Genomic DNA, 13745 nt, shown 5'->3' on the forward strand with positions numbered 1-13745 from the left:
CCGATGCAAAGGCCAATCGCAACAAACCCTAGGCTTTGAACATACACAGGTGCGCTTCTATCGCGCCGGGGCGCCGCCTAGGCTTCGCCCAACGTCGGAGTTGCGTCCGGTGCCCGCCTGGCCGGGGACCGAAAACAGCAAACGGCAGGATCAAAGGGGCGCTAGTCCCCGTCGCATTCTGGCTCTGCCGGCTCCCAGGCCGGTCGCGTCACACATTCAAACCTGGGGGAGAGAACAACATGATCAAGCCACTTTCGGCCGCCATCAGCGCCGTGCTGCTCGCCAGCGCGATGAGCCCGGCCTTTGCACAAGACGCCGGCGATGCCGCCACCAACCTGGACCAGGTGATCGTCACCGGCAGCCGCACCCCGGTCGCCATCGAGAAGGTTCCTGGCGCCGTCACCCTGGTGACCCAGGAGCAGGTGCAGCGCACCCTCAACCTGACCGAAGACGCCACCGCCGTGCTCGCACGCATGGTGCCTGGCTACTCCGAATCCTCGCAGGCGATGAGCAACTCCGGTGAGACCCTGCGCGGCCGCATCGCGCTGCGCCTGTTCGACGGCGTGCCGCAGGGCTCGCCGCTGCGCGAAGGCAACCGCAATGGCACCTTCACCGACATGGGCGTGATCGGCCGCATCGAGGTCATCAACGGCCCGTCCGCCGCCGAAGGCATTGGTGGCGCCGGTGGCGTGATCAACTACCTGTCCAAGAACCCGGAAGTGGATGGCCACCAGACCATCATCAACACCCGCTACGGCACCCAGTTCAAGGACAACAGCGACCAGAGCAAGATCGGTGTCACCCACACCTACCGTGGTGATGCGGCTGACTTCCTGATCAGCGGCGCCTATATCGACCGCGGCATCTCCTATGACGGCGACGGCCGCCGCGTTGGCCTGAACACCTCCGGCTCGCTGTCCGACTCGTACAGCAAGAACCTCTTCGTGAAGGGTGGTTACAACTTCGGCGAAGACCAGATGCAGCGCATCCAGGCCAGCTACAGCAACTTCCACATCGGCGGCAAGCACAACTACATCCCGGTGGAAGGCTGCCGCTTCGATCCAGTGGAGTGCCCGAACCCCACCACCAACACCGCCGAGAAGGGCTCCATCGCTGGCTCGCTGGCCGAGTTCAACGATTTCGAACAGTTCGCGGTGAAGTACACCAATGCCGATTTCTTCGGCGGCGACCTCAGCGTTGATGCCTACTGGGCCGAGCAGGCCATGCGCTACGTGCCGGAGAACGGCGCCGATCGCCAGCTGACCAAGCCGGCTCCGCCAGAAGCCGAGCGCATCTGGGACCAGTCGGAAATCAACAGCGAGAAGAAGGGCCTGCGCTTCGGCTACGCCTATGGCGACCTGTTCAAGGTCGAAGGCCTGCGCCTGCGTGCCGGCCTGGACATGGTCGAAGACACCGCCGAGCAGCGCCTGGCGTTGACCAACCGCCTGTGGGTGCCGCCGATGAAGTACACCAGCCTGGCGCCGTACGCGCAGCTGAGCTGGGACATCGGCCCGGTGACGCTGGATGCCGGCATCCGCCGCGAGGACGGTGAGCTGAAGATCAACAGCTACACCACCGTTGCCTACCGCGACAACACCCCGGTGCAGGGCGGCAAGATGGATTACAAGGCCAACATGCCCAACTTCGGTGCGATCTGGCGCATCAACGACCAGTGGTCGGTGTTCGCCTCGTACTCCGAAGGCTTCGGCATCGCCAACGTCGGCATCCCGCTGCGCAACATCCAGGCCAACAGCCCGTGCAAGGCCGTGTCCTGCATCGCTGACCTGCAGCCGCTGATCACCGAGAACAAGGAAATCGGCGTCAACTGGCGTGGTGCCAAGGGCCAGGTGGGTGCATCGGTATACCGTTCCACCTCGGACTACGGCTCCAGCCTGACCATCGACCCGGTGACCGAAGACTTCATCCTGACCCGCGCACCGGTCGAGATCGAAGGCTTCGAGTTGAACAGCGCCTGGACCTTCAACGAGCACTGGAAGGCCACCTTCCTGTACTCGCGCATCCGTGGCCAGACCCAGTACTACCCGGGCTCGGGCCTGAAGAAGGAAATGGGCATCCTCGACATCTCGCCGGACAAGGTGAATGCCTCGCTGACCTGGACCCCGACCGATACCCTCAACGCCACCCTGGGCGTGAGCAAGACCTTCGACCGCGATCTGCGTGAGACCTTCACCAATCCGGCCAACGGCGACGTCTATGCCAACGAAGAGAACACCTATGGCTACGCGCTGTGGGACCTCAGCGTGAACTACGACACCGGCCGCTTCGGCCAGCTGTCGCTGGGCATCGAGAACCTCTTCGACAAGCAGTACGTGCTGACCTGGTCGCAGCTGCCGGGCTGGCAGAACTACTTCTCCGGCCGCGGCCGGATGGTGTCGCTGTCGCACACCATCAAGTTCTGATAGCTGCAACTTGAAGACGGCGCCACAGGCAACTGTGGCGCCGTTTTTGTGTTTGATGTTTGTTGTTTGTGGGAGCGGCGTAAGCCGCGAAGCTGGAGAAGCATCCGCTCCCGCACATCCTGCAGTTGCAGATTCCTCGTCGCCGGAACGGTCGTTTGCTTCGCGGCTTACGCCGCTCCTACAAAAGCAACGGCTGCAGCAACAAGAAAACCTTTCTTGTTGCGCCGCAAGAAAAAACCACAGCTTGTTTCAAGCAACAAAACCTCACGTCTGAAGCAAGCCCCCCCGCCTTCAATGCCCCCTTGTGCACGCCTAGGCTGCTCTTGTCGGGGAGTTGCGTCGGGAGGGATGCAGCAGCCAACAGAAGTATCGGAATGTCGCGCTGCGCGGCAGTAGTTCATGCACGTCTTATCTAAAACAAAAACGAGATAAACAACATGAAGAAGGCACCGGTAGTGTTGGGGGTTCTGGCTCTGGCCGCTGCGATCAGCAGCAGCGTGCAGGCCCAGCAGATGCAGGCAGCAGACGAAGAAGACAGCCGCAGCGCCGACAAGCGCGCGCAGGACAGAAAAGCCACCGAGCTCGACCGGGTCATCGTCACCGGGGTGCGCGCGCCCAAGGCAGTGGACAAGATTCCCGGTGCGATCTCGATCATCACCCCGGAGGAGATCAAGCAGTCGCTGATCATCACCGAGGACAACACCGCAGTACTGGCACGCACCATTCCCGGCTATGCCGAATCCTCGCAGGCGATGACCAACTCCGGTGAGTCGCTGCGTGGGCGCATTCCGCTGCGCCTGTTCGACAGCATCCCGCAAGGCTCACCACTGCGCGAAGGCACGCGCAACGGCACCTTCACCGACATGGGCGTGATCGGCCGCATCGAAGTGATCAACGGCCCATCCGCCGCCGAAGGCATCGGCGCCACCGGTGGCGTGATCAACTACATCTCCAAGGTGCCTGAACAGATCGGCAGCGAGACCACCATCAATGCGCGCTACCAGACCCAGTTCAACGACGACAGCGTCGGCTGGAAGCTGGGCCTGAGCCATGCGATCAAGCAGGACAATTACGACTTCCTGGCCAGCGTCTCGCAGCTCGAGCGCGGCATGGCCTATGACGCCAAGAACCGCAGCATCGGCATGAATTCCAGTGGTTCGCTGGCCGATTCGCAGTCGCGCAACCTGTACATGAAGGGCGGCTACAACTTCGGCGAGGACGGCGAACAGCGCCTGCAGGCCACGTACAGCAACTTCAACATCGGCGGCAATGGCGACTACATCCAACTGGTCGGCTGCAAGGGCCCGAACGACTGGCCGCCCTGCGACACGCCGGTGCCGAATACCTCGATCAAGGGCCACATCGACGGCCAGCGCGATGCGCTCAACAAGTTCATCCAGTACAGCCTGCAGTACACCCACAGCAATTTCTACGGCGGCACGCTCGACCTGGTCGGATACCAGGCCAAGCAGGGCATGCGCTTCCTGCCGGAGAACGGTGCCGACCGCCAGCTGGTGAAGCCGGCACCGGCCGATGATGCCGACCGCATCTTCGACCAGTCCGAGATCCAGTCGCGCAAGAAGGGCCTGCGTACCTCGTGGACACGCCCCAGCATCTTTGGCGTGGACGGATTGGAGCTGCATACCGGCGTGGACTTCGTGCAGGACGTGGCCGAGCAGCGCCTGGTGATGACCGACCGCGTCTGGGTGCCGCCGATGGATTACAGGAGCGTTGCCCCGTATGCGCAGCTGTCCTGGGATATCGGCCCGGTCACGGTCAGCGGCGGCTTCCGTCGCGAGAACGGTGAGCTCGACATCGACAGCTATACCACCGTCGCCTACCGCAACAATTCCTTCGTCGAAGGCGGCACCTTGGACTACACCGCCAACCTGCCCAACATCGGCGCGATCTGGCGCGTCACCGATGAGTTCTCCCTGTTCAGTGCCTACAGCAAGGGCTTCACCCTGCCTGACATCGGCATCCCGCTGCGCAACGTGAATTACCCGGGCCAGACCGTGGCCGGCATCCTCGACCTGCAGGCGATCATCGTCGACAACATCGACATCGGCTTCAACTGGCGTGGTTCGCGCGGTGCGCTGAGTGGCAGCTGGTACCACTCCACCTCCGACTTCGGTGCATCGCTGGAAGTGGACCCGCTGACCAGCGATTTCATCATGACCCGCGCGCCCACCGACATCAAAGGCATCGAGCTCACTGGCGAATTCCGCTTCACCGACACCTTCAAGATCACCGGCCTGTACACGCACCTGCGCGGCTACACCTCGTTCTGGGGCCCCGACCCGCAGGGCCGCTACGATGCAGGCCCGATGAAGAAGCCGCTGGGTATCTTCGATGCGACGCCGGACAAGATCAACGTCGCGCTGGTGTGGAAGGCATTGCCCAACCTCGACGCCACGCTCGGTGCCAGCATGTTGCGTGACCGCCACCTCACCGGTTCGGCGGTGCGCGAGTACGACGGCGAAGAGTACGACTACGACGAGAAGATCAACGGCTATACGTTGTGGGATCTGGGCGTGAACTATGATTCGGGGCGCTTCGGCACGTTCTCGCTGGGCGTGGACAACCTGTTCAACAAGTACTACATCCTCAGCGGCTCGCAGGGCGATGGCTGGCAGAACTACTGGGCCGGTCGCGGCCGCGTGGTGTCGCTGAGCTATTCGTATACGTTCCGCTGATGAGCGCAGGAGTGCCCGCCATGCATCAATCCATCGCAACACCGCGCAGCCGCCGCTGGCTGCGCCATGGCGCCGCACTCCTGCTGTGCCTGTCCGCGCCGCTGCTGCACGCTGGAGACCGCTGGCAGCGGCTGGATGGTTTCCTGCAGGCCAGCACCGCACCGGGCCAGTTCCCGGGCGCGGTGGCGCTGGTCGAGCACGATGGCCGCATCGTGTTCCAGCAGCACTACGGCCACGCCGACAGCGCTGGCCACCGGCCACTGCAGGCCGACAGCATCTTCCGCATCTACTCGATGACCAAGCCGGTGACCTCGGTCGCCGTACTGATGCTGCTGGAGGACGGCAAGCTGTCGCTGGACGATCCGCTGGCGCGCTACCTGCCCGAGTTCGCCGACCGCACCGTGGTGACCGGCGGCGACCTGCAACATCCGCAGACCGAAGATGCACCGCGTGCGATCACCTTGCGCCATCTGCTCACCCATACCAGCGGCTTCGCGGCGGCGTCGGACACGCACCGGGTGGCGACCAAGCTGCTGACCGCGGCCGATGTCGACAGTGCAACCTCACTGCAGGACGTTGCACGCCGCCTGTCCACACTGCCGCTGGCCGACGCGCCCGGCACCCACTTCCATTACGAGGGCAGCAATACCGAACTGCTGGCGCGCGTGGTCGAGGTGGTCAGCGGGCAACCGTTCGCGCAGTTCCTGCAACAACGCATCTTCAGCCCGCTGGCGATGCACGACACCGGTTTTGAAGTGCCGCTGGCGCAGCGTGGTCGCGTGGTCGAACTGCCAACCAGCAACGACGATGGCAGCCTGCGCGTGGCTGACACGCTCAGCGCGCGCAATCCGGGCGTGCGTCTGAAGGGCTATGACAGCGGCGCCGGCGGTCTGTACTCCACCGCCGCCGATTACCTGAAATTCGCCCATATGCTGCTCGATGATGGCCGCAGTGGGAAGCAGCAACTGCTGTCGCGCAAGACAGTCGATCTGATGATGAGCGACCAGCTCGGTGGCTTCGAGCCGGCCATCAGCAGCTATGGCGCCGGTGAAGGATTCGGCCTGGGTGGCTATGTCATCACCAACCCGGCCTACCGCGGCAAGCTGGGCAGCGTTGGCCAGTTCGGCTGGTCGGGCGCCGCATCGACGTATTTCACCATCGACCGCAAGGAGAAGTTGGTGGCCATCCTGCTGATGCAATACCTGCCCAGCGGTGACAACGCCCTCGCCTCGCCTTCCACCCGTTTCTACAACCTCGTCTACCAGGCTATTCCATGAGTTCCACCGTACTTGTCGCCGGCTCGGCCAATCTCGATTTCGTGGTGCGCGCGGCGCATGTGCCGGCACCGGGCGAGACCGTGCTCGGCCGCGAATTCCGCACCTTTCCCGGCGGCAAGGGAGCAAACCAGGCCGTTGCCTGTGCGCGTGCGGGTGGCACTGCCACGCAGATGCTGCTTGCCCTGGGTGCCGATGACTTCGCCAAGCCAATTGAAGCCTCGTTGAACGACGCTGGCGTGCTGCTGCATGCAGTACGCGATGCGCAGTTGCCGACCGGCACCGCCTTCATCTGCCTGTCCGATGATGCCGAGAACGCGATCACCGTCGCACCCGGCGCCAATATGGCCTTGCTGCCCGCGCACCTGCCGTCGCTGGATGGCGTGCAATGGCTGTTGCTGCAGCTGGAGTCGCCGCTGGCCTCGGTGCAGGCCTACGCAACCGCAGCCCGTGCCGCCGGCGTAAAAGTCGCCTTGAACGCCGCCCCGGCGCAGGTGTTGCCGGCCGAGCTGCTGGCCCTGCTGGACATGCTGATCGTCAACGAAGGCGAGCTGGCCGTGGTGGCCGGCAACCCGCCGGACCTGGCCACCGGGCTGGCACGCATCGACGTCCCCTGCGTGATCGTCACCCTCGGCGCGCGTGGCTGCCTGGCACGCATCGATGGACAGATCGTGGTGCAGCCAGCGTTCTCGATCTCACCACTCGATACCACGGCTGCCGGCGACACCTTCTGCGGCACCCTAATCGCCCGACTGGCCCAGGCCGAGCCGCTGCAGCAGGCCCTGCTGGCCGCCAGCGCGGCCTCGGCCCTGGCCTGCACGCGCCTGGGTGCACAATCCAGTATTCCCGAACACGCCGAAGTACAGGCATTGCTGGCCGACGCCAGCCGCCTGCCCGGCACCGACGCCCATGCCGCACTCGCGGCGTGGTGCGCGCTGTAACCGTTACGCCTCCCCCGCTTTTGTTGGATGACTGCCATGACCTCCCCCTACCCCGCTCCCGATTACGACACCGATTCCCCCGATCACGGGCGTGAGGCGATCCACACCGAGTACAAGTTCTCGCACGTCACCACCGGCCGCTACCTGCCCACCCCGGGCAAGGCACCGGCATGGCCGTTCGCCGACATCGGCAGCTGGATGATCGATGCCAATGCCAGCGCCGCCGACTGGTTGACCGAGTTGAAGGACTGGCGCCAGGAGCACCTGGTGCGCATCGGCTATACCGACGTGAACTACCGCCGACCGGAACTGCAGTGGGCACAGCGCAACTTCGTGCATGCGCAGATGATGGTCGAGGACCGCTATTTCTTCGACGTGGAAACCGCGCAGTACACCGTCGACAAATACCTGGACGACCTGATCGAGCGCTTCGGCGGGCTGGACTCGGTACTGATCTGGTACATCTACCCGAACATCGGCATCGACGACCGCAACCAGTTCGATCTGGCGCACACGCTGCCGGGTGGTCTGGAAGGTTTGACCGCCGCGGTGAAGGCATTCCAGAAGCGCGGCGTGCGCGTGTTCCTGCCGGCCAAGCCGTGGGACCACGGCACCCGTGACCCGGGCGTGACGCATTGGGACGGGCTGGCCGAGATCATCAAGGCCACCGGTGCAGACGGCATCAACGGCGACACCTTCAACGGCGTGCCGCGTGCATTCTTCGATGCATGCGACGCCAAGGGCAACCCGGTGGTGGTGCAGCCCGAGTCCACCATCAGCTCGGAAGAGCAGCTGATCTGGAACGTGCAGAGCTGGGGCAAGAAGGCACCCGATGGCCCGGTGCCGCCGGTGTCCAAGTGGAAGTGGCTGGAACCGCGCCACATGGTCAACTACGAGAACCGCTGGGGCCGCAACCGCAACCACGACCTGCAGTACTGCTTCTTCAACGGCATCGGTTACAACGCCTGGGAAAACATCTGGGGCATCTGGAACCAGTTCACCGCCCGCGATGGTGAAACCCTGCGCCGCATCGCCGCCATCTATCGCCAGTTCCCGGCGCTGATCGTGGCGATGGACTGGGAGCCCTACCAGGTCTGCTACCAGGGCGGCATCTTCGCCAGCAAGTTCCCGGTCGAAGGCCAGTGCCTGCACACGTTCATCAACCGCAACGAGTACGCGGTCAACGGCGAGCAGATCGGTCTGCCGCATGTGGACGGCACTCGTTACTACGATGTCTGGCACGGCGTGGAGCTGTCGCCGGCCGTGCGTGATGGCGTGGCCATCATCGAGCTGCCGATGGAAGCACGCGGCTTTGGTGCGGTGCTGAGCGTGCAGCCGGGCGTTGCCGTTGAAGGCCTGGATGCGTTCCTGATCGAAGCTGCCAAGCGCGCCGAGCAGCCGCTCAACAGCTTCTCCGGCGCATGGAAGGCAATCCCGCAGCAGCTGCGCGAGATTCCCGCCACCGCCGCGCAGGCTGCCGCGCCGCAGGGCATGGTCACCATTCCGGCGGGCGAATTCGTGTTCGCCGTTGGCGGTGTCGAGATCGAGGGCTTCAACTGGGCCGGCCAGGACGTGCAGTTCCCGTGGGAAGACTGCCCCCGCCGCCATCACCGCAAGCTGATGCAGATGCAGGCGTTTCATATCGATCGCCATCCGGTCACCAATGCGCAGTTCAAGGCCTTCATCGACGCCACTGGCTACCACCCGGCCGATGACATCAACTTCCTCGCCCATTGGGTGGATGGCGCACCGCGCGCCGGCTGGGACAACAAGCCGGTGATCTGGGTGTCGCTGGAAGATGCGCGCGCCTATGCCGCGTGGGCCGGCAAGCGCTTGCCGCACGAATGGGAATGGCAGTACGCCGCCCAGGGCAACGATGGCCGAACCTATCCGTGGGGCAACGATTGGGACCAGAGCCGTGTGCCGCAGGTCAACCGTGGCCGCCGCCTGCTGGCCCCGGCCGATGTCGATGCGCATCCGCAGGGCGCCAGCCCGTTCGGCGTCGAGGATCTGGTCGGCAACGTGTGGCAGTGGACCGATGAGTTCAGCGACGAGCACACCCGTGCGGCGATCCTGCGCGGTGGTTCCAGCTACCAGCCGCAGACCTCGCATTGGTATTTCCCGCAGGCCTACCGCCTGGACCAGCACGGCAAGTACCTGCTGATGGCACCGGCCAAGGACCGCAGCGGCATGCTCGGCTTCCGCTGCGTGGTGGACGCGGCATGAGTGCGGCCATCACCAGCGGCCAGCAGCTGATCACGCCGGCGGCGGTAAAGCTCGACGGTGTGTTCGGGCAGATGCTCGCCGCCAACCGCAGCGGCCGCCTGAGCCACTTCATCGTCGATGAAGCCAGCCCCTCGATCAGCATCTTCGGCCAGGCGCACAAGCAGCAGAACCAGGAAGGTGACTGGTACGGTGAACACGCCGGCAAGTGGCTGTCGGCCACCGCGCGTGCGGTGGCACAGGGCGGCCAGCCCAAGCTGGAAGCCAATCTGCGCCGCGTCGCCGATTGGCTGATCAGCCAGCAGGACGAGGACGGCTATCTTGGCAACTACGCCGCTGACCGCCGCTTCACCGTGCCGCAGCCGCCCAAGCCCGAGAGCTGGAACGGCGAACCGGCACTGCGCACCTGGGACATATGGACCCACAGCTACCTGATCCTCGGCTTCCTCGAAACCTGGCGTGCGCTGGGCGATGACAGTTACCTGCAGGCCGCGCGGCGCATCGCCGACCTGTGCTGGCAGGCGCTGGAATCGGGCATCGACATCACCACGCTGGGCAACCACCACGGCATGTCGGCGACGGTGCTGCTGGACCCGGCCGCCGACCTGTACCTGGTTACCGGTGAGCCGCGTTACCTCGCATTGGCCGAGAAGATCCTGCAGCAGGCCAATGCCAACCCGCGCCTGGCCCTGCTCGACAAGGGCATCGCCAACGAAGACGCCGCCTTCATCGCCACCGGCAAGGCCTACCAGCTGTCGTGGAACCTTGTGGGTCTGGCCAAGCTGTACAAGGCCACCGGCAAGGCCGATTACAAGCTGGCCATCGACAACCTGTGGAACAACATCCGCGAGCAGCACCTGACCCTGGGCGGCGGCCCGTGGGGCGGCGTCGCGCATCGCTCGCGCGAGGTGTTCAATGCCCCGCGCACCTTCTTCCCGCAGGCCTATGTGGAAACCTGTTCGGTGCTGGCATGGATGCAGCTCAACCGCGAGCTGCTGGCCATCAGCGGCCACGCGCGTTACGCAGACGAACTGGAACGCACTGCCTACAACGACCTGCTGGCGGCGATGGCGCCGAACGGTGAGGACTGGTGTTACTACACCTTCCCCAACGGCAAGCGCGTGCACACGACGTACTGGCGCTGCTGCAAGTCGTCCGGCGCGATGGCGGTGGAAGAGCTGCCGCAGATTGCCTATGGCGTTGCCGCCGATGGTGGCCTGCGGGTGAACCTGTACGGCCCCGGCGAAGCCACGCTCAACCATGCCGATGCGGGCAAGGTGGTACTGCAGCAGCAGACCCGCTATCCGTTCAATGGCGAGATCAGCCTGCGCGTCAGCCCCGAGCACAGCGCCAGCTTCGGCATCGGCCTGCGTATCCCGGCCTGGGCCGAAGATGCCCGCATCCAGGTCAACGGCATCAACGTGCCGGTACAGCTTGGTGCGGACGGCTACGTGCAGCTGCAGCGCCAGTGGCAGGCCGGCGATCTGGTCAACGTGAAGCTGCCGATGCAGCCGCAGCTGCACCGCGCCGCCAACATCAATGTGCAGGAATCGCGCGCGCCGGACGGCTCGCCGGTGGCGCAGGAAGTACTGCGCTGGGAATACGTCGGCTTGAGTTACGGCCCGCTGGTCTATGCAACCACGCTGATCGATGGCTTCAAGACCGATGAAACGGTGAAGCTGCCGGAAGGTGACCCCTCGCGCTGGCTGCAGGTAGGCCAGGACGAAGGTGAAGGCGCGCCGGTGACGATGCAGCTGGAATGCCGCGCGCCGCTGGTATTCGAGCCCTATTACCGCTGTGGTGGCCGCGAACACGACGTCTGGCGCCTGAGCTGGCTGTCGCTGGCCCCGCAATAAGCCTGTCACCGCTGCCTGTCACCGGAAACTGTGAAGGCAGCGGTGGTTTTGAAGGCGATGACACCGCGATACCTGCTTTTTGTCCTCGCTGAAAATACCCGCACGATATGTTTCTTCCCATCCACCGGGAGGAAACTGCAATCAAGGATTCGAGTGCAGCCCATGTCAGCAAGCAACAACCCATCTCCGTTCGACATCGCCCAGCGCGATGGTGCCCGTGGTCCGCTCAGCGGCGTGCGCGTGCTGGACCTGAGCGCCTATATCGCCGGGCCGTACGGCTGCACCCTGCTGGCCGACCAAGGCGCGGAAGTGATCAAGGTGGAACCGCCGGTTGGTGACAACCTGCGCAAGTACCCGTCCACGCTGGAGGCCGAGAGCCGCGCCTTCCTCGGCGTGAACCGCTCCAAGCGCGGCGTGGTGCTGGACCTGAAGGAAGCCGACCAGCGTGCGGTGCTGATGCGCCTGGTGCGCGAAGCCGACGTGCTGGTGCACAACTTCCGCCCCAGCGTGCCGGCCCGTCTGGGCATCGATTTCGACAGCCTGAACAAGATCAACCCGCGCCTGGTGTACTGCGCAGTCACCGGTTACGGCGAGGATGGTCCGCTCAAGGACAAGGCCGGCTACGACCAGGTGCTGCAGACCATGACCGGCATGTGCGCGATGCAGGGCAAGCCCGGCGGCGCGCCGGAGATCCTGTACGGCTCGGTGGTCGACTACTACGCCGCCGCGCTGGTGGCTGCCGGTGTGTCCTCGGCCTTGTTCGAGCGTGAACGCAGTGGCGAAGGCCAGTACGTGGGTGTGTCGCTGCTGCGCAGCGCGCTGACCATGCAGTCGGCACGGATGATCTGGGCCGAAGGCGAGCCCGAAGGCGTGGGCCGCGACATGCGCTCGGGCGGTGTTACCGGCATCCACCCGACCGCGCAGGGCCATCTCTACATCTCGGCCAATACGCCGCGCTTCTGGCAGGCGTTGTGCGACAAGATCGGCCTGCCGGCAATGGGCAGCGATCCGCGCTACGACACCGTGCGCAAGCGCGCCGAGCATTCCGACGAACTGCTGGCCAAGCTGCATGCAGCACTGGCTGCACGCGGTGCGCTGGAATGGGAAGCGCTGTTCGGCGAAGAAGTGCCGTGCGCGGCCGCGCGCAAGGTCGAGGACATGTTCGAGCACCCGCAGGTGCTGGCCGAAGACATGATCACCACGCTGCAGCACCCCTTGCTGGGCAGCTACCGCGGCATCACCCGTCCCATCGTGTTTGGTCGCACCCCCGGCCCGCAGCCATTCGCCGCGCCGACCTTCGACCAGGACACCGCCGCTGTCATCGCCGCCGTCGATGATGGCGACATCCCCGCCTGATCCGGACCACCTCATGAGCACTGCATCCAAGCTCGCGCAGCTGCGCGAACTGTCCGTCGTCGTCGCCGATACCGGTGATTACGACGCCATCAAGCGCCTGCGTCCGGTCGACTGCACCACCAACCCGACGCTGGTGAAGAAAGCCCTCGACCTGCCGGTCTATGCCGGTCTGATCGAGCGTGAGCTGCAGTGGGGCCGCGCCCAATCCGGTGACAAGCAGGCCATCGCCAATGCCGTGGTTGACCGCCTGACCGTCGGCGTCGGCACCATGCTGGCCGAACTGGTACCGGGCCGCGTGTCCACCGAGGTGGATGCCGACCAGGCCCACAACACCGAGGCCACAGTGGCCAAGGCACGTGAGTTCATCGCCATGTACGAAGCGGCCGGCGTGCCGCGCAGCAAGGTGCTGATCAAGATCGCCGCCACTTGGGCCGGCGTGGAAGCCGCACGCGTACTGCAGGCCGAAGGCATCGACTGCAACCTGACCCTGATCTTCAACCCGACCCAGGCCCTGGCCTGCTCGGAAGCCGGTTCCTTCCTGATCTCGCCGTTCGTCGGCCGCATCCTGGACTGGTACGTGGCCAACGGCCAGACCCCGGCCAGCATCGACGAAGACCCGGGCGTGGTATTCGTGCGCGGTGTGTTCGCCGAGTTCAAGCGCCGCGGTTCCAGCACCGTTGTCATGGGTGCGTCGTTCCGTTCGACCGCGCAGATTGAAGCGCTGGCTGGCTGTGATCGTCTGACGATCTCGCCGGATCTGCTGGAGAAGCTGGATGCTGATTTCGGTGAGCTGCCGCGCAAGCTGGTGGCCGGTGCTGCTGAAGCGGTGAACGTCGCTGCGATTGATGAAGCGAAGTTTGATGCGGATATGACCGCTGATCCGATGGCTACGGAGAAGCTGGCCACCGGTATTGAGGCGTTTGCGAAGGATCTGCAGATCTTGCGTCAGCGGATTGCTGATGAGTTGGGCGGCTGACAG

At 64.6% G+C, this 13745-nt stretch carries 8 protein-coding genes; all 8 read left to right on the top strand.

Features of this window, described 5'->3' with window-relative positions; genetic code table 11:
* Positions 1-239 precede the first annotated feature (239 nt).
* Positions 240-2420, top strand: a complete 2181-nt coding sequence (locus RT131_RS10435) for a TonB-dependent receptor (RefSeq protein ID WP_313172723.1) — start codon at positions 240-242, stop codon at positions 2418-2420.
* A 437-nt stretch (positions 2421-2857) separates the two neighbouring features.
* Positions 2858-5116: a TonB-dependent receptor gene (locus RT131_RS10440; RefSeq protein WP_313172726.1), complete on the top strand. Its 2259-nt coding sequence runs from the start codon at positions 2858-2860 to the stop codon at positions 5114-5116.
* 20 nt (positions 5117-5136) lie between these two features.
* Positions 5137-6393: a serine hydrolase domain-containing protein gene (locus tag RT131_RS10445; RefSeq protein ID WP_313172728.1), complete on the top strand. Its 1257-nt coding sequence runs from the start codon at positions 5137-5139 to the stop codon at positions 6391-6393.
* A complete protein-coding gene (locus RT131_RS10450) occupies positions 6390-7331 on the top strand; it encodes a ribokinase (protein WP_313172730.1) in 942 nt (313 codons plus the stop codon). Before RT131_RS10445 ends, RT131_RS10450 begins: the two co-directional genes overlap by 4 nt.
* Positions 7332-7367: 36 nt before the next feature.
* Entirely contained in the window at positions 7368-9557 is a 2190-nt protein-coding gene (locus RT131_RS10455; protein ID WP_313172732.1) for an SUMF1/EgtB/PvdO family nonheme iron enzyme, read from the top strand.
* Positions 9554-11410, top strand: coding sequence for a beta-L-arabinofuranosidase domain-containing protein (locus RT131_RS10460; protein WP_313172734.1), 1857 nt, complete (start codon positions 9554-9556; stop codon positions 11408-11410). Before RT131_RS10455 ends, RT131_RS10460 begins: the two co-directional genes overlap by 4 nt.
* 162 nt (positions 11411-11572) lie before the next feature.
* A complete protein-coding gene (locus RT131_RS10465) occupies positions 11573-12766 on the top strand; it encodes a CoA transferase (RefSeq protein WP_313172736.1) in 1194 nt (397 codons plus the stop codon).
* Positions 12767-12779: 13 nt separating this feature from the next.
* On the top strand, positions 12780-13742 hold the full coding sequence (locus RT131_RS10470) for a transaldolase (RefSeq protein ID WP_313172738.1): 963 nt from the start codon (positions 12780-12782) through the stop codon (positions 13740-13742).
* Positions 13743-13745: the final 3 nt, after the last annotated feature.

The sequence above is a fragment of the Stenotrophomonas sp. genome (genome assembly GCF_032066555.1).
Taxonomy (GTDB): Bacteria; Pseudomonadota; Gammaproteobacteria; order Xanthomonadales; family Xanthomonadaceae; genus Stenotrophomonas.

Bases quoted from the DNA above. Each gene is read 5' to 3' on its own strand.
- RT131_RS10435 (WP_313172723.1), top strand. From the start codon at position 240: ATGATCAAGCCACTTTCGGCCGCCATCAGCGCCGTGCTGCTCGCCAGC.
- RT131_RS10440 (WP_313172726.1), top strand. From the start codon at position 2,858: ATGAAGAAGGCACCGGTAGTGTTGGGGGTTCTGGCTCTGGCCGCTGCG.
- RT131_RS10445 (WP_313172728.1), top strand. From the start codon at position 5,137: ATGCATCAATCCATCGCAACACCGCGCAGCCGCCGCTGGCTGCGCCAT.
- RT131_RS10450 (WP_313172730.1), top strand. From the start codon at position 6,390: ATGAGTTCCACCGTACTTGTCGCCGGCTCGGCCAATCTCGATTTCGTG.
- RT131_RS10455 (WP_313172732.1), top strand. From the start codon at position 7,368: ATGACCTCCCCCTACCCCGCTCCCGATTACGACACCGATTCCCCCGAT.
- RT131_RS10460 (WP_313172734.1), top strand. From the start codon at position 9,554: ATGAGTGCGGCCATCACCAGCGGCCAGCAGCTGATCACGCCGGCGGCG.
- RT131_RS10465 (WP_313172736.1), top strand. From the start codon at position 11,573: ATGTCAGCAAGCAACAACCCATCTCCGTTCGACATCGCCCAGCGCGAT.
- RT131_RS10470 (WP_313172738.1), top strand. From the start codon at position 12,780: ATGAGCACTGCATCCAAGCTCGCGCAGCTGCGCGAACTGTCCGTCGTC.